The sequence below is a fragment of the uncultured Dialister sp. genome, assembly GCA_900314595.1.
Lineage (GTDB): Bacteria > Bacillota > Negativicutes > Veillonellales > Dialisteraceae > Dialister.
In genome coordinates this window covers 18,550-44,186 of sequence record OMVW01000005.1, presented here as the reverse complement: position 1 = coordinate 44,186, position 25,637 = coordinate 18,550, and the positions used below count along the sequence as shown (strand labels likewise).

Sequence of the window (25,637 nt, the reverse complement as noted above, 5' to 3'; positions counted from 1 at the left end):
CCATGGGACGAGCTTCTCTTTCTCGCGGTGCCACCCAATTTAGCCGGGGGAGTATCTATAAAAAAAGCCCTTCATCCTGTAAGGGACGAGAGCACCCGCGATACCACCCAAATTGCCTTCCGGCCATCTTTGATCTGCTGTATCGGGCTTACCCGGAAGACTCATCATCTTCAGCTCCGAAGTGGAAAGATAATCATGCTCCGGCAGCTCACACCGGCCGCTGCCTCTCTGGACGAGAATCATTATCCCTTCTTCATCATCGTTCTTCATATGATTGGATTATAGTCCCTGTAACGTTTACTGTCAAGCCCTTAGCAAAGACGAAAATCGGAGAAATGTCCCTGGTACTGTACACTCTATGGATAAGGGTGTATAATGTTTTTACCGTTATCTTGAAGATACGGCACACTTACGCACACATCCGCATTGCAAGATAGAAGAATAGAAGCTGCGTAAAATGGGAAATCTAAGGAGAGTAGTAACATGGCAATCAAAACAAGAAAAATCGGTATCATCGGAGCCGGCAACGTAGGCTCCCATCTGGCACTTCAGTTCGCAATTCAGGGACTGGCAGATGAAGTGGTTTTTTATGATACAAATAATGACAAAGCGGTCGGTGAATCCCTTGACCTTATGGACGCAAACAGCTACCAGCCTCATCATTTCGAAGCTTATGCAGGCACCGTGGACGATATGAAAGATGCAGATATCCTCATCAATGCGTCCGGCAAACCGAGACTTCCGGGACAGACCCGTCTGGATATGATGGACGGTGCTATCACTACCAGCAAGGAATTTATTCCGCTTATCGCCAAATCCGGCTTTGATGGTATCATTATTTCCATTTCCAACCCCTGCGATATCATTGCTGAATACCTGCAGTATAAACTGGACTGGCCGAAACAGAAAATCATCGGCTCCGGTACGGCTCTTGATTCCGCACGTCTCCAGTATCAGCTGGCCGACCAGCTCAAAGTGAACCGCCGCAGCTTGACCGCTTACCTTATGGGCGAACATGGCGATTCTTCCATGATTCCCTGGAGCCACGTCAAGGTGGCAGGCAAACCGGTAGATGAACTGCTGGCTGAAAAACCGGATCTCTACCATATGGATCCGAAGGATGTCATCCTGAAGAAAGTTCATGAAGAAGGTTACATCGAAAATACGACCAAGGGCTGCACCGAATTCGGTGTAACTTCTGCTACTGCAGAACTGGTTCGTGCTATTTACCATAATGAACACAAGATTCTGCCCTGCTCCGTATACCTCAATGGGCCGTATGGCATCGAAGACTCCTTTGCCTCCGTTCCTGTCAAAGTCGGCAAAGACGGCGTAGAAGACATCATTGAAATCCATCTGACCGATGAAGAAAATGCTGAGCTCCAGCATTCCATCAAAGTTTTGAAAGAACACTTCGCAAGAGCACTGACCCTCTGATTTTAGAAATAAAAAAGCTGTCCTGCCATGGGGCAGCTTTTTTGTGTGCAATCCGATTTTGCAGAAATCAAATTTACAAATCACGAACAACGAAGAACGAACATCGAATAACGAAGAACGATTCTTCCCCCGGTCCCGGCTAAAGTGACTCTATCCATAATCCCCTATATGTTGTATAATATAAAGGCTTATTATGTTTTACATGAGGTGAATCATGACTGATCAGGAAGAAATCAAGAGACGCCGTACCTTTGCCATCATTTCCCACCCGGATGCCGGCAAGACGACGCTTACAGAAAAACTCCTCCTTTACGGAGGCGCCATTCATCTGGCAGGATCCGTAAAGGCCAGAAAGACTGCCCGCTATGCGGTTTCCGACTGGATGGAAATTGAAAAGCAGCGTGGTATTTCCGTTACAAGCTCTGTTTTGCAGTTTGATTACCAGGGATGCCGCATCAATATCCTGGATACCCCCGGCCATGCGGATTTCTCGGAAGATACTTACCGTACCCTTATGGCTGTGGATTCTGCAGTTATGGTCATCGATGTGGCCAAAGGCGTGGAAGCGCAGACGAAGAAGCTATTCAAAGTCTGCTCAGACCGGGGCATCCCGATTTTCACCTTTGTCAATAAAATCGATCATTTCGGCAAGAATCCTTTTGACCTCATGGCAGATATCGAAGATGTGCTTGGCATCCGTTCCTGCCCCATGAACTGGCCTATCGGGGTCAATGGCGATTACACCGGTATTTATGATCGGGAAACGGAAATGTGTCATCTTTTCATCAAGGATAATGCCCATGGTGTAAAGAAGCTGGAAACCATTTCCGGAAAGATGGATGATGAGGCCATTATATCTCATGTGGATCCGGAAGCTCTGGAAACGCTTAAGGAAGATCTTGAACTCCTTGATGAAGCGGGAGATCCCTTTGATGCAGATAAAGTGGCAAGAGGTGAACTGACGCCTATGTTCTTTGGCTCTGCCATGACGAACTTCGGCGTCCAGCCGTTCCTTGAAAAATATCTGGAGCTTGCTCCGCCGCCGGAACCCCGAAAGACTCTGGAAGGAACCATCGATCCGGAGGATCCTTCCTTCTCTGCTTTTGTTTTCAAAATTCAGGCCAATATGGACCCGAAACATCATGATCGTGTAGCATTCATGCGTATCTGCTCCGGTCTCTTTGAAAAAGGAGTCTCTGTTCTTCACCGGCAGAGCGGGAAAATGATTCGACTTTCCCAGCCTCAGCAGTTCCTTGCGACAGAACGGCAGGTAGTGGAAAAAGCGTATCCCGGCGATATCATTGGCGTTTTTGATACCGGTGAGCTGGGCGTAGGAGATACGGTGTGCGAAAAGAAGCATCCTGTCACTTTCATTGATTTCCCCGTGTTCCCGCCGGAACTTTTTGCCCGGCTTTCCCCGGTAAGCTCCATGAAGAGAAAACAGTTCCTGAATGGCGTTACCCAGCTGGCTCAGGAAGGGGCCATTCAGGTGTATAAGCAGCCTTATGTTATGGAATCCTTTATCATCGGTGCCGTTGGCCAGCTGCAGTTTGAAGTCATGAAATATCGTCTGGAAAATGAATATAATGTACAGGTGAATCTGGAACCTCTGGGCTATACGGCAGCCCGTTGGACCGAAGGAGACATTCCGCCGGATGAACTGGTGGGTATCGATAATGCCATGGTAGTTTATGACCGCCGTCAACGTCCGGTATATCTTCTCCCCAATGCATGGCAGGCAGGGTGGCTGGCACAGCGCAACCCGAAAGTTAAATTTCTGGAAAGCCCGCCTCTTGGCGTAGCTGAACTGGAAGGGAACTGAATGAGGTAGATCGGTCTTTAAGACATAATGATTGCTATCTTCACGTTATGATTCCTTTATATAAATAACACAAATTGAACCGCAAAAGAGCAGATGCTCTTTTGCGGTTTTTGATGTGCAGGTTTTTGCGAATTGCCGGGGTGAGTGCCGCTTTTCCGCTGAACCAGCCTTTCCTGTACATGGCGGGGGCATGTATTTTATAAAAATTTTTTCCATTCCTATCTGAAACTGGTATAATAACAATAATAGTATTTTGTTTACTAATGGAAGGCGGTGAAGGGATGGCCAGGAGAAAAGGCCTGAAGCGGTGGGATATGATTACCACGGAAGGCTGGCTCATGCTCATGGGAGATACCTCAGTCATGAGCCACCTGATGATGGAAATTTTTGAACGCTTGTATGATTCGGCTGATTACATGGATAATGGTAAAAACATTGCCGGAGCTCTTCACATGGAGTATCGTGCTCTTAATGCAGGTGTGGGCTGGGCCGGCGGCAAAATCAAGGATCTGGTGGAAAAAGGCCAGCTGCCGCTGTACGAAGACAAACCGTCAAAAAAACGAAAAGGAGAGGCACAGCCTTTACTTATGCTGAAAGAGGATGGCCCTTCTGATGCTGAATCCATTCCTGAAGAAAAAGACGAAAAAAGGCCGCCCTGGGAATACGTATTTGATGGAGCAGAGGGCGAAGATGGTACTTATTTCTGGATTCTGAAACCGGAAGCGGTGGAGGCATTCAGGGAAATCCGGGAGGCAAAAGGTCATGAGAAGCAGAAGCTGCGCAGGATTCTTGATGAAGATGAATCGGCTTCCGGCGAAGAGGGCAATCTTTTTTCAAAATCTTCTCAGAGCACGGTGAGCCGCATCCGTAAAGTGCTCGATGAGGATGATTATTTCCAGAGAAAATCTCTTGGGGAGAGTCCCTGCTGCTTCCTCTGCGGAGCAAAGCGTATTTCCCTCCTGAAAGCTTATCCCTATGGTGATGGGGAGCGTGAAACGAAGGGACTTCTTTTCTGTCCCACTCATGGTACTCTTTTCTCGGCGCATCTTATTTCTTTTAATGATCGGGGAGAACTTCTTATTTCCGGGAAGCTCAGTGAAGAAGAAAGAAAGCTTTTTAACCTGAACGACGGAGAAAAGGCAAAAAGCTCTTTCATCCGGCGTCGCATGTCGGCTCATCGTAAAATTTTCAATGAGGAAGCGAGGAAATTCAAATGATTTTATCCGGCAGAGAAATAGTTCGTCACATGGGACAGGAAATCGTTATCAATCCCTTTGATCCGAAGAAAGTCAATCCGAACAGTTATAATCTGACTCTGGCTGATGAACTCATGGTCTACGACAATCATGAGCTGGATATGAAAAAACCGAATCTGGGGCATATGATTCATATTCCGGAAGAGGGAATCGTGCTGGAGCCGAACAAGCTTTATCTTGGCCGTACTCATGAATATACAAAGACGAAATGCTTTGTCCCCATGCTGGAGGGCCGGTCTTCCATCGGACGCCTCGGTCTTTTCATTCATGTGACTGCAGGATTTGGCGATGTGGGCTTTGCAGGGTACTGGACACTGGAGATGTTCTGCGTGCAGCCGATCCGCATTTATGCGGGCGTTGAAATCTGCCAGATTTATTTCCACACGGTTCTTGGTGAAGCAGATAGTTATAACGGTGGAAAGTATCAGAATAATAAAGGAATTCAGCCCAGCCTTCTTTACAAAGATTTCGAAAAGTAGTATTATAATAATAACTTTATAACATAGAGCGAAGCAGCTTGCAGCTTGTGCAGAGTGATTCTGTGCGCCAAGCTGCTTTTTTATTTCACTCTATGAATTTTTGAAAGCCCCGGAATTCACTATTTTTCAGGAGGGAAGAAGGCTTTCGTTTTCCAAGAGGGTATTTAAGGAGGACAGTATTATGAAAAAGGCATTGAAAAAACTGATGGTAGCCGGTGCATTCTGCCTGGCTGGTACAGCTCTTCTTGCAGGCTGCGGCGGCGGTGGCGCTTCCAGCGGCTCTGCAGGCGGTGGAAAACAGTTCCTGAATATCGCGACTGGCGGTACTGCAGGCACCTATTATCCGCTGGGCGGTGCTCTGGCAGAACTGCTGAACCAGAATATTAAGGGTATGAATGCATCTGCCCAGTCCACCGGCGCATCTGTAGCAAACGTCAATATGCTGAAGGATGGCTCAGTAGACCTGGCATTTATCCAGAACGATATTTCCTACTATGCAGCAAATGGCAAGGAAATGTTCAAGGATAACAAAGTAGACAGCCTCCGCGGTATTGCTGCCCTCTATCCGGAAACCATTCAGTTCGTAACCACCCAGGATAAAGGAATCAAGACCATTGCAGACCTGAAGGGCAAGAAGGTCGCAGTTGGCGCATCCGGTTCCGGCGCTGAAGCAAACTGCCGTCAGATTCTTGAAGCTAACGGCATCACCTATAACGATATCGATGTACAGTACCTCTCCTTCGGTGAAGCAGCCGATGCCCTGAAGGATGGCAACGTAGATGTAGGCGTAGTCGTAGCAGGCTATCCGACCGCAGCCATTCAGGACCTTGCCGCCAACAGATCTGCAGCTATCGTAAACCTGGATGAAAAGACCATCGATACCCTGATGAAGAAATATCCGTACTACACCAAGATGACCATTCCGAAGGGAACCTACCCCGGACAGGATGCAGACGTTAAGACTGTAGCGGTAAAGTGCATCATCGTTGGTACTGATAAACTGAGCGATGACCTGGGCGGCCAGATTGCAAAAGCCATCTATGAACACCTGGATCGTATGAAAGCTGCTCATGCCGTAGGCAAGTACATCACGAAGGATACCGCCCTCGAAGGCATGTCCATCAAGATGAACGCAGGCGCAGAAAAGTACCTGAAGGCAAAATAAGGAAGAATCCTGACAGGATCCAACCTTGTATAGAAAGGAGGGAGAACGGACCTGTTGGTCCGTTCTCGCTTTCATGAGAAAACAAAAAAACGGGAAACTTGAAACAGTGATGATTGTTTTCGGAATCATCATATGCCTGATCGTGGCGGTAGGCGGATACTGGATCCGCATGCCCTACGTATTCGGGCAGACGGCAGATGGATTCGTGTTGAGGCAGCGGGTGGAATCGGGTACCCCGGTCACCCTCACGTATCACCATTCCGTCCAGAAGACGATGATTTACGAATATCTTGAAGTCAACAAGATTACAGATGGTTTTGTTCTTAAATCCACCAAGTATCAATCTATGGGGGTGGGGCTGCCTTTCTCGGCTGACGAAGGTAAGTTCAGGGAAGAAAACGGCTGGTTCATTCTGGAAGACATCAACCGGAGATATCCGGAACTTTCTATCCGAAACGGAGTCACCAATCATGGCGTACTGACCGTAGGAGATACGGATTACAATCTCGACGAGCTTGTCCCGCTGGGAAAGGAATTAAAGCTGTATGTAGCACCACTGTATAAAGGGTGGTACATGAAAAAAGAAATCAGGAGTTGATTACATTGGCAGATTTAGAGAAAAAAGAGACTGCCGCAGGTACCCCGCCGGCTGAGGGAGAGCTCAGCGAGGAACTGCAGGCCAAATTAAAGGCTCTCGATAAGGAATCAAATACGGCGGATTATACAGGTATCTGTGGAACCATTATTTCCATTATCTGTATCTGCTTTTCTCTCTTTCAGATTTATACCGGTATCTTTGGCGCGAGAGACGCCATGATCCAGCGTTGCATCCATCTTTCTTTCGGCATCTGCCTGGTTTTCCTGCTTTGTCCGACAAAGAAATCCTGGATTAAAAACGGTCGGTTCAATCCTCTTGATGTGGTACTTGCCATTCTGGCCATGATCCCGCCGATTTACATCCTGGTCAATTACCAGGCACTTATCCTTCGTGCCGGTACTGTTACACCGACAGATGCTTTCATCGGGGCTCTCGGGATGATCATGGTTTTGGAGGCTGCCCGCCGAATCGTAGGCCTTCCGATTGTTATCGTAGTTCTATGCTTCCTGGCTTATGGGTTCCTTGGACCTTACATGCCGGGGCCTCTGGCACACAGAGGACTTACCATCAACCAGATGGTAGGCCATATCTTCTTTACTACAGAAGGCGTTTTCGGTATTCCTCTGGGCGTATCATCCACATTTATTTTCCTCTTCATCCTCTTTGGTGCCTACCTTGAAAAAACAGGTCTTGGCAAGTTCTTTATTGATATTGCAAATGCCATCGCAGGCTGGGCCTCCGGTGGTCCTGCAAAGGTAGCCGTTATTTCCTCCGCCCTCCAGGGAACCATTTCCGGTTCCTCTGTAGCCAACGTAGTAGGTTCCGGTTCTTTCACCATTCCGATGATGAAGAAACTTGGTTATCACAAGAATTTCGCCGGAGCCGTAGAAGCAGCTGCATCTACCGGCGGTCAGCTGATGCCGCCAATCATGGGCGCCGCAGCCTTCCTGATGGCTGAATTCGTAGGCGTTCCTTATATGGAAGTCGTTAAAGCAGCTGTCGTTCCGGCTATCCTTTACTTCCTGGGCGTATTCCTGGGCGTTCACTTCGAAGCCAAGAAAAATAACCTGAAAGGTACTCCGAGAAGCCAGCTTCCGCCCTGGGGCGAGATTATGAAAGAAGAAGGCCATCTGGCCATTCCGCTGATTGCCATCATCGGTCTTCTGGCTTCCGGTTATACCCCGATGAAAGCGGCTCTGGCAGGTATCTTTATTTCCATCATTACCGCTATGCTCCGCAAAAATACCCGCATGAGCATTCCGGATATCGTTGATGGACTTATCAAAGGTGCAAGAGGCGCTCTAGGTGTTATCATTGCCTGCGCATCTGCCGGAATGATTATCGGTATTGTAACGAAAACCGGTGTAGGCCTGAAACTGGCATCTGCCCTCGTTACCGTGGCAGCCGGAAATTTCATGCTTCTTCTGATCTGCACCATGTTGACATCCCTCATTCTGGGCATGGGCGTTCCGACGACTGCAAACTATGTCATCACTTCCACTATTGCAGCACCGGCCCTCATTCAGCTGGGTGTGCCGATTCTCGCAGCTCACATGTTTGTATTCTACTTCGGCATTATCGCAGATATTACCCCGCCGGTAGCCCTGGCTGCCTATGCAGGTTCCGCGATTTCCGGCGGCGATCCGCTGAAGACCGGTGTCAATGCATCGAAATTGGGCATCGCGGCTTTCATCATACCGTATGTATTCGTCCTGTCACCATCTATTCTCGGTATCGGGGCCACATTCTTCAGTGTTACTTTTACGACCATTACAGCCCTCATCGGTATGACCGGTATTTCCGGGGCTATGATCGGCCAGTTCTATTCGAAGGCCAATCCTCTTGAACGAATTATCCTTCTGGCAGGTGGTCTCTGCCTGATCGATCCTCATACCCTGACCGATATCATCGGTATTGCTATCCTGGCAGGCGTCTTTGCTCTCCAGTACTTCAGAGCCAAGAAAGCAAAAGGCGCAGAAGCCTGAGCAATCTTTTTACAAATAAAAACTGCTCCATGAAATGGGGCAGTTTTTTATTGTACAGATGTCTCCAATTTTTCTGAAATAGAGTACAATAGAAATAACTATATTTATGGAGGTAAAACATGGACCGGATTGCCGTGCTTGTTCCCTGCTGGAATGAAGCGCTTACAATAGAAAAAGTGGTAAAGGATTTTAAAAAAGTCCTTCCGGAAGCGGTGGTATATGTTTATGACAATAATTCCACTGATGGCACGGCAGATATTGCCATGAAGGCAGGGGCCGTGCTGCGGCATGAATACCGTCAGGGGAAGGGCAACGTAATCCGTTCCATGTTCCGGGATATCGATGCGGACTGCTATGTCATGGTGGATGGGGACGATACGTATCCGGCAGAATATGCCAGGGACATGGTGAACCTGGTGCTGGAAGGAAAGGCGGACATGGTCATCGGGGACCGGCTGTCTTCTACTTATTTCGAAGAGAACAAGCGACCTTTCCATAATTCAGGAAATGTCCTGGTACGGCGTTTTATCAATATGTTCTGGGGAGAAAATGCCCATGAAATCAAGGATGTCATGACGGGTTACCGTGCCTTTTCACCCATGTTCGTGAAGACTTTTCCCATTCTTTCTAAAGGTTTTGAAATAGAAACGGAAATGACCATTCATGCCCTGGACAAGAATCTGCTCCTTGCCAATGTGCCCGTGACCTACCGGGACCGGCCTGATGGAAGTGTTTCCAAGCTTCATACATTCCGGGACGGCTTCAAAGTACTGAAAACCATTTTCATGCTCTATAAAGATTACCGGCCCCTTCGTTTTTTCTCTATCAGCGCCGTGGTGATGGCTCTCATTTCCATTATCCTCTTTATCCCTGTATTCCATGAATACATGGTGACCGGTCTCGTGCCAAAGATGCCGACCCTCGTCACTTCCGGCTTCTTCATGATGGCAGCTCTTGTCTTTTTCGGTATAGGTCTCGTACTGGACACGGAAGTCAAGAATGCCAGGAAAAATCTGGAAATACAGATGAATATGATTCGTTTACTGCTCAGAAAATCGTAGGAGTCACTGGTGCTGGTCGTTCTTCGTGATTCGTTGTTCGGTAGCGGAAGATTATTATATGAATAAAAAGACCATCCGTGAAAGGTTTTCACGGATGGTTTTTGCGTTATTCACTTTGATGAGAATAACGATGAACCCGAGAATGAGTATAACCGAACAACGAGCAACGAAGAACGAAAACCGTTAACTTGTGATATTTCACTTCTTCAAAATATACCTCTTTGTGAAATAATTCCAGATCATGACAATCGCTGAAGCGATAACCTTAGCAAACATATACCAGATTCCGATGATATCGATGAAGAACCACATGACCAGCTGATTGATGCCAAGGCCCATGATGGAGGTGAGGATGAAGAAAAACATCTGCCGGCCCGACTGGTTTTCCGCGTGGAACACCACGTAGACGCAGAGGATATAGTTCACGATCAGGGATACGGTAAAGGCGATGGGGGCGGAAATCAAGGGATCAAAGCCTGCGAATTCCGTCAGGGCAAAGAGGAGGAAATATTCCAGCAGAAAGCAGGAACCGCCTACCATGAGAAAACGGAAAACTTCCCAGAATCGCTCTGTAGAGGGGAAAAATTTTAAAATGATTTTATCCAGCATGTAATGACCAGCTTTTTATGAAAATGGCTAATAGTTGATGGGAAATGGCGGATGGCTGATAGTGAATAGCCGGCAGCTTGCGGCTGATTGCTAATGGCTGACGAACAACGGGCAGCGAACAACGAATATACTATTTCATCGCTTCCTTTAGCTGCATGCGGAAGATATTTGCTCCCCCGTTGGCGGGATGGCGAAGGCCGGTAACTTTGAAACCGGCTTCGGTCAGTGTAGTTTCGCTCTTCTTCCCGATGGCAAAAATGGGAAGTGGACCGGTAATCTCCAATAATTTCTTTGTATAGGAAAGGCCGATACCAAGTTCCTCATCTGTGGGCGTGCGGTTGGTTAGGAGGTTTCCTTTTTTATAGGGATGGAAAGGGAAAATATTCCAGAGGATAAATTCATCCGGAGAGAGTCCTGCTTCAAGGCAGGCTTTCCAGACGACAGAGTCTGTGGGTTCATTGAAACCTTTTTCCACCTGCGCCGGTTTGGTAATGAAGGGGCTGTCGGTCCTGCTTGTCCTGAGACCCTCCCGTCCTAAAATCATTTCACTGTTTACGGCAGGATGGAAATTCAAAATCATTCGCTCGCAGGTCATGGCGATTCCGGAGAATTGCCCTCCCTGATAACCGCAGGCTTCGGCGATGAGAAGGATTTTCGCTTTTCCCATACGCCGGGTAAAGTAATCCATCAGATTATCTCTTCGTATGGAAACAGCGCCCGGTACATCATAATCCGGGTTGAAATCATTCCAGGGATTAAAGGTATTTTCCCCTTTAAAAGCAATGAGATATTTCATGAAATCAGAAAAATCTTTCTTCATGGCAGCCTCTTTTCTGTTAATTCCCCGAAGGGCCCGGCTTGGGAGGGAGTGTACCGTTTTCACTGTCTTTTTCCATTTCATCCTGTATTTTCTCTTTAGCTTCCTTGAAGGAACCGGGCACATCTTCTTCCGGGGTCATGATGTAAATGGTACCATTTATAAACTGCTGCACCGGCATAAAACTATGTTTGTAGAACCAGAGGCCGAAGTATTTCTCATCGCTCTTTGAGACAAAGAGGAATACGGGGGTGGTCTGCTTTTGATGCTTTTCCATGAATTCCTGATCCGAGATGGAAGGCATCACGTATTTTTCATTCCAGAGTGGATTTCGCTTCTCCTCATTCACTGGCGGCGGTACGAGGCGGGTGGCGATTTCACCGGTGTAAAATGTGTAGCCTGCAGGATAGGAACGGAAGAAATAATGGTCGCCCTTCCTTTCAAAAATTTCCGAAGCCGTGTCCACGGCAGACCGGCGGGGAATATAATGGGGAAGCCCCTCCATCATGAGGCAGAGGAAAACGGAAGCCGTGACAGCGGCCATAGTGGTAAGCCTCCTGCCGATATTCTTTTTCCAGCGGATGAGGAGAGCGTAAACGGCGTAGATAATGACCACATAGAGCACCCACCAGGAGCCTTCTTTGATGTAGAAAGAACCGGCCAGGGCGATGGCAAGGAAAAGGAAGAATCCGGTGGCAGCTGTAATGGAAGGCCATTTTTCTCCTTCCCTGATTTTTGGTGCCGAAAAGGCAGCCAGAATGATGGCAGGAACTACGGCAATATACGTATAGGTGACATATTTCGTGGCCATTAAGGTGTAGAAAAGAATGGTACCCCAGCACCAGACCATGAGGAATTTATAGAAAGGGATTTTCTCCTTCCAGCCTTTCACCATTTCATAAAAGGAAGTGAAAGTCCAGGGGAGAAGGGCTGCGGGAAGAAGCACCAGATAGTAATACCAGTGGTTATCAGCCGGATGCTCAGAAGAAGTGGCTCGTACTATATTGTGAAGGCCCAGGAACTGGGTGATAAAATCACTGCCATGAATAAGGACCATTCCCCCATACCAGGGAAGGACTACGAGAAAGAAGGCAAGGATTCCCTGCCAGGGGAAGAGACGGGCTGCCATTTTCCCTGATTTCATGGAGAGGCACCAGAAAAGAAGGAGCGCTCCCGGCAGGACCAGGCCTACCGGACCTTTGGAAAGGCAGGCAAGACCCGCTGCCGCATAGGCGATAACGAGGTGTTTTTTATTGCCTTCCATCGCTCCGATATAGCCCGAAAGCATGGTGGGAATCGTAAAGAGCAGCAGCATACTGTCTGTGATGATGGCATGGGAAATGACCCAGAATTCAAGAGAAATGGCAAGCATGACACCTGACCAGACGGCAATGATATTGTCTTTCTTAATCCGGATCATGTACCAGATAAGTATCATCACGGAAAGGGCACCGCAGAAAACGGCGGGAAGCCTTGAGGCAAGATCCGTGAAGCCCAGAAGAGTATAGGAAATGGAAAGAAGCCAGTATACCATGATGGGCTTGTCATACCAGTAAGTTCCATAGATTTGGGGACTCATCCAGTCACCGGAGAGGACCATTTCTTTTGCGGTTAAAGCATAGTTCGATTCTACCGGGTCAGTTACCGGCAGGAGCCAGCTTCCCCAGAGAAGGAAGATGAAAGCGGTAAGGAAGAAAAAGAAAAGGGTGGCGGGAGTCTTTGATTCTTTAGAAATATTTTCGGAAGAGGACTGGTTTCTGTTTCTACTGTTTCTATGTCTTGTACTGCTCAAATGGCGACCTCCTGTTTAAGAAATACGCAGGCTGTGTCTTTTTCCCACAGCAGGTAAAGGTTCTTCTTCTCTGATTCCGGCCAGTTTTTGAGGATTTTTTTCTGGACTAAAATATAGGCGGTATCAGGAAGGGTTTCCTCATCCTTGCCTGGGAGAAGGACCCCTTTTTCTTCGTTCTTATCATCCACTGCTTTTTTACGCAGATCAAATTCCGGCAGCGCTTTACCGTAAATACCGGTATAGAAAGCCACTGACGGCCGGTAGAAGGTATCGATATAAATGGGAATGGCGGGGTCTTTTTCCATCACTGCAAAGTCTTCAGCAATCACTTTGGAAGTGAATTTGGAAGAAACGGAAGGAGCAAAGACACCCCATACGGAAATGACAAAAATAAGGATCAATGCTCCCTGGGAAACCATGAAATGGCGGAAATATCCTTTCTTCAGGTTCCATGCCGCATACAGGGCAGCTGCCGTCATGAAAAGGACGACAGCAATCCGCACGGGAAGTCCTCCCACCGGTTCCACCGGAGCCAGAGCGATGGCTGTGGCAGAAGCAAAGGCAAAAAGGAGATGGAAAGCAAGGAAAGTTTTTGAAAAATGACCGGTCTCCTCACAGTCCGTCATATATTTCCCCGCCAGAAGAGACAGGGGCGGGAACATGGGAAGGATATAGGAAAAAAGCTGGGTAGAGGAAATTGAAAAGAAAATAAAAATGAAAGCGGCCCAGACCATGAAATAAGCCAGCACTTTATCTTTAAACCAGGCCTTTGCCCTCCGGCAGATGCCCGGAAGGGTCCCGCACCAGGGATAAAAACCGGCCAGCAGCACCACGATGTAAAGCCAGTAATGATTCTGCCCCGCATGTTCGGGACTGGTGAAACGGGTGATATTGTGGTAGCCCAGGAATGTATCGATGAAAGCATCCCCATGGAGCATGCCCATTTCGATATACCAGGGAAGGCCCACCAGGCAGGCCAAAGGAATTCCCCAGTACCATTTGAGACCAAGGATATTTTTCAGATTAAACTGTTTTGTGAAAATCATCCACAATCCCACGATAAGGGCAGGAAATCCGAAGCCGATGGGACCTTTGGCAAGAAGGGCGAGACCGCAGGAAATATAGGCCGGAAAATATTCTTTTCGGAGAAAACTCATGAGCGCCAGAGTCAGGGTAAAGGTCAGAAGCGTGTCGGTAACGCTGGACCGGGCCAGGACAATGATTTCCAGAGAGGAGGCACAAATAAAAGCTCCCCGGAGGGCGGCGTTTTCACCGATCAGCTTTCTGGAACTCATGTACAGATATACCGGTGTCAGGGCGCCAAGAAGGACCGATGGAAAACGGGCAGACCAGGTAGATATGCCAAAAATAGAGAAGGAAATGGCTTCCAGCCAGTAAAAAAGAGGAGGCTTGTCATACCAGAATTCCCCATAAATACGGGGTGAGATCCAGTCTCCCGTCAGAAGCATTTCCCGGGCGGTTTCCCCATAGACCGGTTCATCGGGATCCAGAAGCGGTATGAGACCACAGAAAGTGCCATAGAGGAGAAGGCAGAATATAAAAAGAGAAATACAGTTTTTATTGATTTTCATTTGGCTTTTCTTTTGTGATACAGATAATACCCGCCGGCGACAATGGCAGAAATGAGGACGCACACACCTGCGATTTCCCATTTGTAATCAAGAAGCATACGCCAGTTGTGGCCAAGAATGGAACCCATGTAGACAAGGAACATCGTCCAGGGAACGGTACCCAGAATAGTGAGCAGAATGAACTGCCCCATGGGGAACTGTGCGATACCTGCAGGAAGGGAAATAAAAGTACGAACGCCGGGGAGGAGCCTTCCTGTGAAAACGGCAATGGCTCCATAATTTTCAAACCAGTCTTTGGCGGCAATCATTTTCTTTGCCCCCAGGCCTCCTTTGGCCGTATGCTTCAGGATGAGGTCTCTCCCGCCATGATATCCCATGTAGTAGGAACCGACAGAACCGGCTATGCCGGCAACGGTCCCGATGATGACAGTTGGCCAGAAAGAAAATATATCCTGGGACACAAGAAATCCTGCGAAGCCCAGGATGATTTCACTGGGAATGGGGACATTCATATTTTCCAGCACCATGCAGATAAAGAGGGCAAGGTACCCCCAGTCCGAAAGGAATGTAATAATTAGTTCCATAAGCACCTTTTGCCCGCCCGGCGGGTCTTGAAAACAGAGAGAATCTTTATCTTTTTCAGTATAAAGCAGGAAGTGTATCTATTCATTATACAGAATTTAACAAATCATAAATTCAGCCCGTTTGGGGACTCGTATATAAAATAATATCATGATAAGTGGGCGGGGGTCAATGTAATCTCGTCATTCAATTTAATAAGTAATATATTTTAATGTAAAAACAGTATTTCTTTATAGGAGAGATTTTCAGAAGGCAGGGGCGGGTGAAAAATATTCATAATAAAATCCTTATATCTTTTAAAAACAATTGACAGTTATACAAGAAATTGATAAAATATGCATAGCTTGTATAAAGATACTGAAAATACAGAAATTCCGTTGATGCTTGGGCATCGATAGGAGAAATGGGAAATCATCCGTATTTCTCAGCAGCTTTTTCAGCGGAGGGAAGGGATAAATATGCAGGCCCTTCGCAGAGGTAATGAATCTGGAGATGATCGTTATGATGGGTAAAAAACTGAAAATCGCATTGGCAATGGGCGCTATGGCTGCTACCCTTCTGGCAGCAGGCTGCGGCGGTGGAGACAAAAAAGCTGCATCTTCTGCAGCTGGCGGAATTCCGCCGGTAATCCGCGTAGGTTCAGAAACCACCTACCCGCCATTTGAATTTACTGAAAATGATAAATATGTAGGCTTTGACCTGGATCTTACTGATGCTATCATCAAGAAGATGGGCAGTAAAATGGAATTCAAGTCCATGGGCTTTGATGCACTGATTCCGGCTGTTCAGGCAGGCCAGATCGATATCGTAGCCGCAGCTATGAATGCTACCCCGGAAAGAGCAAAGACTGTTTCCTTCTCCGATCCTTACTATACCGATGCAGGCTATACCATTATTGTCAAGAAAGACAATACTTCCATTAAAGACTGGGCCGATCTGGCAGGCAAGAAAGTAGGCGCTCAGGTAGGCACCGATCAGGTTAATGTGGCCAAAGAAGCAAAAGCAGCAGAAGTAAAACAGCTGGATACCAACTCCCAGGGCTTTATGGAACTGCAGGCAGGCACCCTGGATGCATTCGTTATCGATAAACCGGTAGGTCTCTACTATCTCCATAAGGGCGCTGATAAAGACCTGAAGGCAGTAGGCAGCCCGAAAGCCGGCGAACCGCTTGCTCTTGCCATGAACAAGGATAAGAAAGAACTGGTTGCCGCTGTAAATAAAGCGCTGAAAGATCTCAAGGCTGATGGCACTTACGATAAGATTTACGCTAAGTGGTTCGGCGAAAAGAAGAAGTAATAATCCATAAGAAGTAACAAAACCGTGAGACGGATTTTCCGTTTCACGGTTTTTGCGTTCTTTATTGCTGTTCCCAATTAAAGGAATACATTCTATTTGCTAAAGTAGAACGGTCCTTATATAATGAAGAAAAAATGGGGACAAGTTCATATATTTCCAATGGAGGTACCCTATGAATCACTGGACAAAAGCAGGTGCAGCCGTTCTGGCACTGACAGTTCTAGGCACAATGGCAGGCTGCGGCGGAGAGAAAGCATCTTCGTCTCCTGCCAAATCTGCACCGGTCAAGAAAGAGCTGAAAGTCGTATGCAATGCTACCTATCCGCCTTTTGCCTACAAAGATGAAAAAGGAAATATCGTAGGCTTTGATGTGGATATCACGAAAGCAGTGGCCAAAGAACTTGGCGCAAAGGTCGTTTATGAGGCCACGCCTTTTGATAAACTGATTCCTGCCCTGGTGGATAACAAGGCAGATATTGCCGTTTCTGCTGCGGATATGACGAAAGACCGTCAGGAAAAAGTGGATTTCAGCAGCATTTATTACAGCAAGGAAAGCGTATCTGTTCTTGCCCGCAAAGATGATAATGAAATCAAATCTCCGGAAGACCTGAAAGGGAAAAAGGTGGCTGTCCAGAAAGGGACCCTCTACGTGGAAACCGCAAAACGGTGCGGGGCGGAAGTGAAGGAATATGATTCCCATGACCAGATTATCAAAGCTGTAGAGGACAACGAGGCGGATGCCCTTATTCTCGATAAACCGGTGGCCCGTTTCTACCTGGCTCATGGAGCTTCGGACAAACTGAAACAGGCGGCCGTCCTCCCGGGTTCCGGCGGATTTGTCATGCTGCTGAATAAAAAAGATGAAGGTCTCCAGAAACAGGTCAATGATGCACTGGATAAACTCATGAAAAATGGGGAATACGACAAGATTCATGACAAATGGTTTGCTGACAAAAATGTGGATAAAGCGCCGGCTATGAAGAAATAAAAATGTAAAAACCGTGAAAGCAATTGCTTTTACGGTTTTTTTATGGGCATAATTTCAAAATATAAAAATATAAAATTGAAAAATTAAAGAAATAAAAGCGCATATTGAAATTATAGGGAGTTACCTATATAGTAGAGTAGATGAATACGTTCTATATTGCTTTGATTTCAGAACAGGAGGAAATCAAATGAATAAAAACTGGAAAATGGCCCTTTTACTTCTGGCTGCCGCAGGATCTCTTGCTTTTGCGGGCTGCGGGAAAGCGCCAGAGAGGGAAGCTCCCAGGTCTGCCTCTGCGGGTAGAGTCCTCACCGTGGCGACGGAAGGGGACTATGCGCCACTTTCTTTTAAAGATGAACATGGCCATGTGGTTGGCTTTGAACTGGACCTGGCCAAAGCGGTGGCAAAGGAAATGAATGCGGAAGTCAAAGTGGAAACCATGCATTTTGGTGAAATTATTTCCGCTGTGGAAAATAAAAAAGTGGATATGGGTATTTCCGCCATTACCATCAGGGACGAAAGGAAAAAACATGTTGCCTTTTCCGACCCCTACTATAAAATGAGCGGCTATTCCATTATCGTCAAAAAGGACTCGGGCCTCCGCGGGGAAGGGGCAATCAAAGGGAAAACCGTGGCCACCCTGCAGGGAAGTACCAGTGAAGCAAAAGTCAAGGAAATGGGACCGGCCAAAATCAAATCCATGGGCGACTATAATGGCGTATTTGATGCGGTGGAAAAGGGAGAAGCCGATGCCGGCATTACCGATGAACCCGCCTCCATTTACGGTCTGAAAGCAGGAAGGGCCTCAAAGCTTACTATCGTGGGACTCATTCCGGCGGAGGATAATTTTGGTATTGCCGTTTCAAAAGACAATCAGAAACTGGCAGACGAAGTGAACCGGGCCTTGAAGAAAGTCATGAGCGATGGCACGTATGATGAACTTTCTAAAAAGTGGTTCTTCGAGGACAAAGTGGCAGAGAAAAAATAAATAACATCAAAAAAGGACATCGGCAGATGTCCTTTTTGATTATCTTCTGTAACCGCACCCGCAGCCACGATTAGTACGGCAGTTATAATTTCTGCCATAGCCATTGCATCCGTAGTCCTCATCCGGCCGGTTTTCTCCAGAATAGCAGTAACCGCTCCCGGGACCGTAACAATATGCACTTTCATCTGTATTATTTTCGGCCGATACGCCAAAGCCGCCCAGGGCGATGAATCCGGCCGCTGCAGCAATCAGTAGTTTTTTATTCGTGGGAAGACCTCCTTTTTCTTTTATTTTATCATTTCTGTAAAGAACAGGGAAAACCGGAGGACCAGGGATGGTTATTTTTTCAGGAAAAGGGATAACTTGACTTCATATTGAAAAAGTTAGATAATATAAATTCAGGTTCCCGATTTAAATAAAACTCCCTTTTCTTTTCGGGGTCCTGTATTTACATATAGGGATAAATACAGTAAAATGGAATAAGCTTTTAATTGTATACGTCGAGAGGCGCATGCAGATTACAATATATGAGGTGATCAAATGAGCGAATTACTTCGCGTGGAAAATCTCCACGTATCTGTAGGCGGGAAAGAACTCCTCCACGGCATTAACCTCACCGTGAACACGGGGGAAGTCCATGTCATTATGGGCGTTAACGGGGCAGGCAAGTCGACGCTGCTTCATGCTATCATGGGAAATCCTGTCTACAAAATTACTGAGGGACATATTTATTTCGAAGGAGAGGACATTACAAACCTTTCTGTCGACAAGCGTGCCAGACTTGGCATTTTCCTTTCTTTCCAGAATCCTATTTCCGTGGCAGGCATTACTATGGAAAATTTCATTCGTACGGCAAAGACCACTATTTCCGGCAAACAGCAGCGTCTTTTCCCTTTCAAGCGTCTCATGAAGAGCCGTATGGAAGGACTGGCCATGGATCCTTCTTATGGGGATCGTTATCTTAATGACGGATTCTCAGGTGGTGAACGGAAGAAGAGTGAAATCCTTCAGATGCGCATCCTTGATCCGAAGCTGGCCATGCTGGATGAGACCGATTCCGGTCTGGATGTGGATGCAGTTCGTATCGTTTCTAAAAATATTTCCGAATATCACAATGAAAATAATTCCATCCTCATCATTACCCATCTGAACCAGATTCTGAAATTCATTACTCCTGAATTTGTCCATGTACTTATCGATGGACGGATCGTAAAAGAGGGAGGACCGGAACTGGTGGATGAAATCGAGAAGAACGGTTTCGATGCCTACCGCAGTGAGGTGTGATCATGGCTGAGGAAAAAGTAAGAAGCCAGGTCGAAGAAGTCAACCGCAGCATTTACGATGTGAAGGACAAGGTGGAATTTTCCTACAAAGCGGACAAAGGGCTCAATGAAGAGATCATCCGCCAGATTTCTGCCGAAAAAGAGGAACCTGAATGGATGCTGGAAAAACGTCTGCAGGCTTTGAAAATTTACAACAAGCTGGATATTCCGCCGTGGGCGCCGGATATTTCCGAACTGGATATGGAGCACATCGATACTTATGTGCGTCCTAAAACAGATATGAAAGCCCGCTGGGAGGATCTGCCGGAAAATATCCGGGATACTTTCGACAGACTGGGAATTCCGGAAGCGGAAAAGAAATCCCTTGCCGGTGTAGGTGCACAGTATGACTCTGAAGTGGTGTACCACAATATCCAGAAAGAGCTGGAAGAACAGGGCGTCATTTATGTGGATTTCGAAACGGCAGTGAAGAAATACCCGGAACTGATCAAACCCTATTTCGGAAAACTGATTACTCCCAATTATCATAAATTTGCGGCCCTCCATTATGCCGTATGGTCCGGCGGGTCTTTCGTCTATGTGCCCAAAGGCGTAAATGTCAGGATGCCTCTTCAGAGTTATTTCCGCCTGAACGCGCCGGGGGCCGGTCAGTTTGAACATACACTGATTATTGTGGAAGAAGGAGCCACCTGTCATTTCATCGAAGGCTGCTCGGCTCCAAGATATAACGTGGCCAACCTTCACGCAGGGGCGGTTGAGCTGTATGTGAAAAAGGGAGCGACACTCCGCTATTCGACCATTGAAAACTGGTCCAAGAACATGTACAACCTGAACACCAAGAAATCCCTGGTGGAAGAAGACGGTCATATGATCTGGGTTTCCGGTTCTTTCGGTTCCCATACGTCCTGCCTCTATCCGGATACAGTGCTGAAAGGCGACAGGTCCACCTGCGAATTTACAGGCATTACTTTTGCAGGTAAGGGTCAGTTCCTGGATACCGGTTCCAAAGTGGAAGCACTGGGAAAGAATGTCTCCATGACTGTCAATTCCAAATCCATTTCCAAAGCCGGAGGCACGGCCATTTACAGGGGTGTGGTCTATATCGGACCCAATGCGAAGGGGACAAAAGGTACTATTTCCTGTGAATCCCTGATGCTGGATAATGAATCGAGATCCGATACCATTCCCGATATTATTATTGAAAACGATGATATCGACCTTGGTCATGAAGCAAAAATCGGTCGTATTCCCGACGAGGATATTTATTACCTCATGAGCCGCGGGCTTTCGGAAGAAGATGCCAAGGCCATGCTGGTCAGAGGATTTGCGGAACCTATTTCCAAAGCCCTTCCTCTGGAGTATGCGGTAGAAATGAACCGTCTCATCGATCTTGAATTTGAAGGCGCTATAGGATAAGGAGGCCATATGGAAGAAATAAGAATCAACCGGCTGCCTCTCCTCACCTATCGTTATCTTCATACGAATGATACGAAAGTGGACTTTGAAGCGCCGAAGAATGGAAATACACCTGCTTTTTCCGATATTTCCTACGTATCTGAAGGAGGAAGGCTTCCGGACTTTTTCCGGGGGGCTTCTCCGGAGACCGTAAAAGCACTGGAAAAGGGCAGTCATTATACGATTACCATTCCTGCAGGGGTCAAAGCGGATCTGACCATTACCCTTTCAGGAAGTATGGAAAATCCCGACTTTGCGGCTGCCTTCCTTTTCAAGCTGGAAGAAGGCGCAGACCTCAATCTCATATACCGCATGGAAGGAAAATACGAGGGCACTTCTCTTGCTGCTGCTTATTATGAGCTGGATAAAAATGCAAATCTTAAAGTGTCCCGTCTTGTAAGCGGCCTCAAAGGGGCAAAGATTTTTGACCAGCGCCATACGGTCCTCTCCGAAAATGCAAAGGCCGACTTTACGGTTGCTGAACTGGGCGGAGAGAATATTTATATCCACAGCTACGGAAAACTGGAGGGGGACCATTCACAGATGTTTGAACGGGCCCTCTATGCAGGAAAGGGTAGACAGCATCTGGACTTTTTCTACCACATCGATCATGTGGGTAAAAAGACAAAAGCTGAAATCGACGTGAAAGGTGCTCTGGATGACACCTCAAAGAAAATTTTCCGGGGAACCCTGGACTTCAAAAAGGGCTGCAGCGGTTCCGTGGGGGATGAAGGCGACTATGCCATCCAGCTTGCACCGAAGACGAAAAATATTTCCCTTCCTCTTCTTCTCTGCACGGAAGATGATGTGCAGGGCAATCATGCATCCAGCGCAGGCCAGCTGGATGAAAATACGATTTATTTCCTTATGAGCCGCGGCTTCTCTCTGGAAGAAGCAAGAAGAATCGTCATTGAAGCACTCATTCGTCCAATTATCGATCAAATGGATGAATCGGTGAGAGAAGAAGTACTGAGAGAACTCAGAGAAAAACTGGATTCCAAGGAGATTAAATGAATAGTGAACTGATCAGGAAAGATTTTCCTATTTTCAATACAGAAGTTAACGGGCACAAAGTGGTTTATTTTGATAACGGTGCAACCACCCAGAGACCGCTGCCCGTCATCAATGCAGTGGTTGACTATGTGACACATCAGAATGGCAATCCGCACAGAGGGGCGCATGTCTTTGCTATTGCGGCATCGGAAGCTTACGACTCCTCTAAGGAAGTCGTTCGTGACTTCATCCATGCAAAAAGCGAAAGAGAAATCATTTATACAAGAAATACTACCGAATCCCTGAACCTGGTGGCCCGTTCCTGGGGCGAGACCCATGTACAGGCAGGGGACCATATCCTTATCACCATTGCGGAACACCATTCCAACCTCGTCACCTGGCAGCGGGTGGCAGAAAAGACAGGGGCCGTCCTTGACTATATTTATGTAGATAAAGAAACCGGTCATTTTCCGGAAGAAGAACTGAAAAAAATTGATGATCCCAGGGTGAAGATCTTTGCCTTCGCAGAAGTTTCCAATGTACTGGGGATTGATTTCGATCCGAAGCCCCTCATTCAGCGTGCCCATGCCCATGGGGCGATTGTCGTTCTCGATGGCGCTCAGTCTGCTCCCCATAAACCGGTGGATGTGCAGGATCTGGACTGCGATTTCTTCGCTTTCTCTGGCCATAAAATGTGTTCTATGGGAGGTATCGGCGTCCTTTACGGAAAAGAAGAACTGCTGGAAGAAATGGAACCATTCCTCCGGGGCGGAGATATGATCGACGTAGTGGAAGAACAGCATACTTCCTTTGCTGAACTTCCGGCCAAATTCGAAGCCGGAACCCAGTATGTGGAAGGGGCCGTATCTCTGGTGGCCGCAATCCGTTATATTCAGGCCATCGGTTATGATGAAATCCGGGCCCAGGAAAGAAAACTGGTCACCCGGTGCCTGGAAGGCATGAAAAAGCTTCCTTTCATTCATATCATCGGGCCGAAGAACCCGGAAGAAAAAGAAGGCCTCATCGCCTTTACGGTGGAAGATGTCCATCCCCACGATGTGGCACAGATTCTTTCCGCTGACGGAATCTGCATCCGCACGGGTCATCACTGTGCAGAACCGCTTCATAAATATTTAGGTATTAATGCTACCTGCCGGGCCTCTTTCTATTTCTATAATACGGAAGAAGAAGTGGACTATTTCCTCGAAAAACTGAAGGATGTCCGGAAAGTGATGGGGTATGACGACTGATGGAACTGAAACAGTTATATACAGATCTTATCCTTGAATACAACAAAGATCGTACCAATAAGAGAAAAATCATCCATCCCACACTCCATGAACACGGCCATAACCCGAGCTGCGGCGATGATATCGATATCGAAGTGATTGTGGAAAACGGAATAATCAAGGATCTGGCCTATACGGGCACAGGCTGTGCCATTTCCCAGGCTTCCACAGCCATGATGGCTGAACTCCTGCGGGACAGGACGGTGGAAGAAGGACTCCGGCTCTGCCGCCTTTTCCTCGATATGATTCGTGGCAAAGTGACCGATGAGGCACAACTGGAAGAACTGGAAGCGGCCATTACGCTCAAAGATATCTCCAAAATGCCGGTCCGCGTCAAATGCGCCACTCTCGGCTGGCATACGCTGGAAATGGCTCTTGAGAAAGAACTGAAAAAAGAAGGAAAGTAAAAACCTGCAAAGTTTCTAAGCAGAGTTAAAACCGGATGCCAGGCATCCGGTTTTTAATTGACATAATGGGATAGAAATATAATAATAGAATTATAAAATATTTCATGAAATATGAGAAATTCATCATTTTGAGGAATGATAAATGACATTCTATGAAACTTTTCGAAAAAATCTGGCTCTTTTTCTGGCTGTCCTGCTGATAGTATGTATGGCAGGATGCGGCAGGGTAAAGGAATCAGGCGGTACCAGAGTCATTACCGACGACCAGGGCGCAGAATTGCGTGTGAGCGCTCATCCGGTGCGTATCGTTTCTCTGACTTATGGGACTGACGAAATCCTTCTGGGACTTGTAGATACGTCAAGGGTGAAAGGTCTATCCAAATATGCGGGAAATCCGGATATTTCCTTTGTGACGAAAGAAGAGCAGCAGGCTGTGGGACAGATTGCCGAAGTCAACCCGGAAATGATTATGGCCTTGAAGCCGGATCTGGTCATAGCTTCTACCAACGTTCCCATGAACATGGTGGAGGTATTGAAAAATTCAGGTATTCCGGTTTATGTATCCCTGGTTGCCGTGAACTGGGAGCAAATGGAGACTAAAGTACGGGGAGTGGCCAGGGCCGTCAATGAAGAAGAAGCCGGAGAAGCTATGGTTTCTGATATGAACAGGAAAAGGGAAGCACTGGACAGGAAACTTTCTGTCATCCCGCCTGAAAAGGAAAGGACGGCTCTTGCTTTATCCTTTCGGGGAATCCTTGGGAAGAAAGGGACCCTTTTCAGTGAAATCCTGGCTATGGCCCATGTAAAGGACGGGGCGGCAGTTTACGATGTGCCAAAGGGAACGAATGCCTATCTTTCCAATGAAATCCTTCCGGAAATTAACCCGGATATCCTTCTCATGCCTGTATGGAAAATCAAGGAAGGGGATAATGAAACGGAATTTGAGAAAGAGCTCCTGGCAAATCCTGCTTTTCAGGATGTAAAAGCTGTGAAAAACCATAATCTTGTCCTGTTCCCGGAAAAGTACAAATATGTCATGAGCCAGCATATTACCGATGCCATGGAAGCCGCCGCAAAAGCTGTATATCCGGAACTCTTTGAGAACTCCGTGAGCTCCGGCGGGAAATAGAAATCAATTTTCGGTTGCCCCATTTTCCTTTCTGGTCCATAATAGATAAAGAATCTTTATGGAAGGTGAAGCTATGCAGCACAGTTATGTTTTTGACGTAGTGGCAGTGGGTATCTGCCTCTGGTTTATCAAATCCTACATCCTTGGCATCTGCCATACGAAAGAAGAAAAATTCATTCATGACGAAGCGCCCAGATGGCTTCTCTGGCTGGTGACCGTCATCGTTTGTATTTCCCTTCTGATCCTGGTATCAGCGGATGTGGGACTCCTTCCGATTCCCGTGGACAGCGTCTACCGCGTGGCAGTGGCTGGATTTCTCATGTGGCTGGCCATGGCTCTTTATACGAAATGGAACTGGGGGATTTCCCTTGCAGACAAGGAAATAAAGAAAAGAAACAACCGCCAGATGATCATGATACTTTTCCTGATGTTCTTCCTCGCTACAACGCTGAGGTGAGTGGTTAGTGGTTAGTTGTTAGTAAAAAATGGACCCGTCCGGTGAGGAGGCGGGTCTTTTTGTTTAAAAAATGCGGCGCTTATAATTTCGCGCCGCATCAAATCTGATAACTGATAATTTTATGAAGAAAGTTTTTCAGACTTTCTGAATTCAAATC

At 47.1% G+C, this 25,637-nt stretch carries 24 protein-coding genes; 18 read left to right on the top strand and 6 right to left on the bottom strand.

The genetic code is table 11. From position 1 onward, the window contains the following. Positions 1-39: 39 nt before the first annotated feature. Entirely contained in the window at positions 40-270 is a 231-nt protein-coding gene (locus QZN42_RS03260) for a hypothetical protein (protein WP_296954299.1), read from the bottom strand. A gap of 213 nt (positions 271-483) precedes the next feature. On the opposite strand from QZN42_RS03260, the gene QZN42_RS03255 reads away from it, so the two are divergent. The 8 genes from QZN42_RS03255 (at position 484) to QZN42_RS03220 (ending at position 9,803) form a co-directional block, all read left to right on the top strand. Beyond that, positions 484-1,437: an L-lactate dehydrogenase gene (locus QZN42_RS03255; RefSeq protein ID WP_296954298.1), complete on the top strand. Its 954-nt coding sequence runs from the start codon at positions 484-486 to the stop codon at positions 1,435-1,437. Positions 1,438-1,651: 214 nt separating this feature from the next. Further along, positions 1,652-3,259: a peptide chain release factor 3 gene (locus QZN42_RS03250; protein ID WP_296954297.1), complete on the top strand. Its 1,608-nt coding sequence runs from the start codon at positions 1,652-1,654 to the stop codon at positions 3,257-3,259. Between the two features lie 281 nt (positions 3,260-3,540). Beyond that, on the top strand, positions 3,541-4,476 hold the full coding sequence (locus QZN42_RS03245) for a type II restriction endonuclease (RefSeq protein ID WP_296954296.1): 936 nt from the start codon (positions 3,541-3,543) through the stop codon (positions 4,474-4,476). Further along, positions 4,473-4,994, top strand: a complete 522-nt coding sequence (gene dcd / locus QZN42_RS03240) for a dCTP deaminase (protein WP_296954295.1) — start codon at positions 4,473-4,475, stop codon at positions 4,992-4,994. The genes QZN42_RS03245 and dcd overlap by 4 nt, the downstream gene beginning before the upstream one ends. 181 nt (positions 4,995-5,175) lie before the next feature. Then, a complete protein-coding gene (locus tag QZN42_RS03235; RefSeq protein ID WP_296954294.1) occupies positions 5,176-6,159 on the top strand; it encodes a TAXI family TRAP transporter solute-binding subunit in 984 nt (327 codons plus the stop codon). Positions 6,160-6,184: 25 nt separating this feature from the next. Next, the gene (locus tag QZN42_RS03230; RefSeq protein WP_296954293.1) at positions 6,185-6,757 is read left to right on the top strand and encodes a DUF1850 domain-containing protein; all 573 of its coding nucleotides are present in this window, start codon (positions 6,185-6,187) and stop codon (positions 6,755-6,757) included. Between the two features lie 5 nt (positions 6,758-6,762). Continuing rightward, positions 6,763-8,742 (top strand): TRAP transporter permease, encoded by a 1,980-nt coding sequence (locus QZN42_RS03225; RefSeq protein ID WP_296954292.1) that lies wholly within the window; start codon positions 6,763-6,765, stop codon positions 8,740-8,742. 119 nt (positions 8,743-8,861) lie between these two features. Further along, a complete protein-coding gene (locus tag QZN42_RS03220; protein WP_296954291.1) occupies positions 8,862-9,803 on the top strand; it encodes a glycosyltransferase family 2 protein in 942 nt (313 codons plus the stop codon). A 198-nt stretch (positions 9,804-10,001) separates the two neighbouring features. Here QZN42_RS03220 and QZN42_RS03215 read toward each other — a convergent pair whose 3' ends face one another. From QZN42_RS03215 to QZN42_RS03195, 5 genes are all read right to left on the bottom strand, one after another. Beyond that, positions 10,002-10,412 (bottom strand): GtrA family protein, encoded by a 411-nt coding sequence (locus QZN42_RS03215; RefSeq protein ID WP_296954290.1) that lies wholly within the window; start codon positions 10,410-10,412, stop codon positions 10,002-10,004. Positions 10,413-10,542: 130 nt separating this feature from the next. Next, on the bottom strand, positions 10,543-11,232 hold the full coding sequence (locus QZN42_RS03210) for a uracil-DNA glycosylase (protein ID WP_296954289.1): 690 nt from the start codon (positions 11,230-11,232) through the stop codon (positions 10,543-10,545). Positions 11,233-11,248: 16 nt separating this feature from the next. Beyond that, entirely contained in the window at positions 11,249-13,021 is a 1,773-nt protein-coding gene (locus tag QZN42_RS03205) for a glycosyltransferase family 39 protein (protein WP_296954288.1), read from the bottom strand. Next, positions 13,018-14,613, bottom strand: a complete 1,596-nt coding sequence (locus QZN42_RS03200; RefSeq protein ID WP_296954287.1) for a glycosyltransferase family 39 protein — start codon at positions 14,611-14,613, stop codon at positions 13,018-13,020. Before QZN42_RS03200 ends, QZN42_RS03205 begins: the two co-directional genes overlap by 4 nt. Further along, positions 14,610-15,197, bottom strand: a complete 588-nt coding sequence (locus tag QZN42_RS03195; RefSeq protein WP_296954286.1) for a DedA family protein — start codon at positions 15,195-15,197, stop codon at positions 14,610-14,612. Before QZN42_RS03195 ends, QZN42_RS03200 begins: the two co-directional genes overlap by 4 nt. Before the next feature lie 499 nt (positions 15,198-15,696). Between QZN42_RS03195 and QZN42_RS03190 the strand changes: the two genes are divergently transcribed. The 10 genes from QZN42_RS03190 (at position 15,697) to QZN42_RS03145 (ending at position 25,480) form a co-directional block, all read left to right on the top strand. Next, positions 15,697-16,491, top strand: a complete 795-nt coding sequence (locus QZN42_RS03190) for a basic amino acid ABC transporter substrate-binding protein (RefSeq protein WP_296954285.1) — start codon at positions 15,697-15,699, stop codon at positions 16,489-16,491. 172 nt (positions 16,492-16,663) lie between these two features. Then, a complete protein-coding gene (locus QZN42_RS03185) occupies positions 16,664-17,479 on the top strand; it encodes an ABC transporter substrate-binding protein (protein ID WP_296954284.1) in 816 nt (271 codons plus the stop codon). 187 nt (positions 17,480-17,666) lie between these two features. Continuing rightward, positions 17,667-18,467 (top strand): ABC transporter substrate-binding protein, encoded by an 801-nt coding sequence (locus tag QZN42_RS03180; RefSeq protein ID WP_296954283.1) that lies wholly within the window; start codon positions 17,667-17,669, stop codon positions 18,465-18,467. Between the two features lie 540 nt (positions 18,468-19,007). Beyond that, a complete protein-coding gene (gene sufC, locus QZN42_RS03175; protein ID WP_296954282.1) occupies positions 19,008-19,751 on the top strand; it encodes a Fe-S cluster assembly ATPase SufC in 744 nt (247 codons plus the stop codon). Positions 19,752-19,753: 2 nt separating this feature from the next. Next, a complete protein-coding gene (sufB, locus tag QZN42_RS03170) occupies positions 19,754-21,166 on the top strand; it encodes a Fe-S cluster assembly protein SufB (RefSeq protein WP_296954281.1) in 1,413 nt (470 codons plus the stop codon). 9 nt (positions 21,167-21,175) lie between these two features. Beyond that, positions 21,176-22,219, top strand: a complete 1,044-nt coding sequence (locus tag QZN42_RS03165) for a SufD family Fe-S cluster assembly protein (protein WP_296954280.1) — start codon at positions 21,176-21,178, stop codon at positions 22,217-22,219. After that, positions 22,216-23,448: a SufS family cysteine desulfurase gene (locus QZN42_RS03160; RefSeq protein ID WP_296954279.1), complete on the top strand. Its 1,233-nt coding sequence runs from the start codon at positions 22,216-22,218 to the stop codon at positions 23,446-23,448. Before QZN42_RS03165 ends, QZN42_RS03160 begins: the two co-directional genes overlap by 4 nt. Continuing rightward, the gene (gene sufU / locus QZN42_RS03155) at positions 23,448-23,894 is read left to right on the top strand and encodes a Fe-S cluster assembly sulfur transfer protein SufU (protein WP_296954278.1); all 447 of its coding nucleotides are present in this window, start codon (positions 23,448-23,450) and stop codon (positions 23,892-23,894) included. Before QZN42_RS03160 ends, sufU begins: the two co-directional genes overlap by 1 nt. Before the next feature lie 142 nt (positions 23,895-24,036). Continuing rightward, positions 24,037-25,023, top strand: coding sequence for an ABC transporter substrate-binding protein (locus QZN42_RS03150; protein ID WP_296954277.1), 987 nt, complete (start codon positions 24,037-24,039; stop codon positions 25,021-25,023). 58 nt (positions 25,024-25,081) lie between these two features. After that, on the top strand, positions 25,082-25,480 hold the full coding sequence (locus QZN42_RS03145; RefSeq protein ID WP_296954276.1) for a hypothetical protein: 399 nt from the start codon (positions 25,082-25,084) through the stop codon (positions 25,478-25,480). The last annotated feature ends 157 nt before the right edge of the window (positions 25,481-25,637 follow it).

Bases quoted from the DNA above. Each gene is read 5' to 3' on its own strand.
- QZN42_RS03260 (WP_296954299.1), bottom strand. From the start codon at position 270: ATGAAGAACGATGATGAAGAAGGGATAATGATTCTCGTCCAGAGAGGC.
- QZN42_RS03255 (WP_296954298.1), top strand. From the start codon at position 484: ATGGCAATCAAAACAAGAAAAATCGGTATCATCGGAGCCGGCAACGTA.
- QZN42_RS03250 (WP_296954297.1), top strand. From the start codon at position 1,652: ATGACTGATCAGGAAGAAATCAAGAGACGCCGTACCTTTGCCATCATT.
- QZN42_RS03245 (WP_296954296.1), top strand. From the start codon at position 3,541: ATGGCCAGGAGAAAAGGCCTGAAGCGGTGGGATATGATTACCACGGAA.
- dcd (WP_296954295.1), top strand. From the start codon at position 4,473: ATGATTTTATCCGGCAGAGAAATAGTTCGTCACATGGGACAGGAAATC.
- QZN42_RS03235 (WP_296954294.1), top strand. From the start codon at position 5,176: ATGAAAAAGGCATTGAAAAAACTGATGGTAGCCGGTGCATTCTGCCTG.
- QZN42_RS03220 (WP_296954291.1), top strand. From the start codon at position 8,862: ATGGACCGGATTGCCGTGCTTGTTCCCTGCTGGAATGAAGCGCTTACA.
- QZN42_RS03215 (WP_296954290.1), bottom strand. From the start codon at position 10,412: ATGCTGGATAAAATCATTTTAAAATTTTTCCCCTCTACAGAGCGATTC.
- QZN42_RS03210 (WP_296954289.1), bottom strand. From the start codon at position 11,232: ATGAAGAAAGATTTTTCTGATTTCATGAAATATCTCATTGCTTTTAAA.
- QZN42_RS03200 (WP_296954287.1), bottom strand. From the start codon at position 14,613: ATGAAAATCAATAAAAACTGTATTTCTCTTTTTATATTCTGCCTTCTC.
- QZN42_RS03195 (WP_296954286.1), bottom strand. From the start codon at position 15,197: ATGGAACTAATTATTACATTCCTTTCGGACTGGGGGTACCTTGCCCTC.
- QZN42_RS03190 (WP_296954285.1), top strand. From the start codon at position 15,697: ATGATGGGTAAAAAACTGAAAATCGCATTGGCAATGGGCGCTATGGCT.
- QZN42_RS03185 (WP_296954284.1), top strand. From the start codon at position 16,664: ATGAATCACTGGACAAAAGCAGGTGCAGCCGTTCTGGCACTGACAGTT.
- QZN42_RS03180 (WP_296954283.1), top strand. From the start codon at position 17,667: ATGAATAAAAACTGGAAAATGGCCCTTTTACTTCTGGCTGCCGCAGGA.
- sufC (WP_296954282.1), top strand. From the start codon at position 19,008: ATGAGCGAATTACTTCGCGTGGAAAATCTCCACGTATCTGTAGGCGGG.
- sufB (WP_296954281.1), top strand. From the start codon at position 19,754: ATGGCTGAGGAAAAAGTAAGAAGCCAGGTCGAAGAAGTCAACCGCAGC.
- QZN42_RS03165 (WP_296954280.1), top strand. From the start codon at position 21,176: ATGGAAGAAATAAGAATCAACCGGCTGCCTCTCCTCACCTATCGTTAT.
- QZN42_RS03160 (WP_296954279.1), top strand. From the start codon at position 22,216: ATGAATAGTGAACTGATCAGGAAAGATTTTCCTATTTTCAATACAGAA.
- sufU (WP_296954278.1), top strand. From the start codon at position 23,448: ATGGAACTGAAACAGTTATATACAGATCTTATCCTTGAATACAACAAA.
- QZN42_RS03150 (WP_296954277.1), top strand. From the start codon at position 24,037: ATGACATTCTATGAAACTTTTCGAAAAAATCTGGCTCTTTTTCTGGCT.
- QZN42_RS03145 (WP_296954276.1), top strand. From the start codon at position 25,082: ATGGAAGGTGAAGCTATGCAGCACAGTTATGTTTTTGACGTAGTGGCA.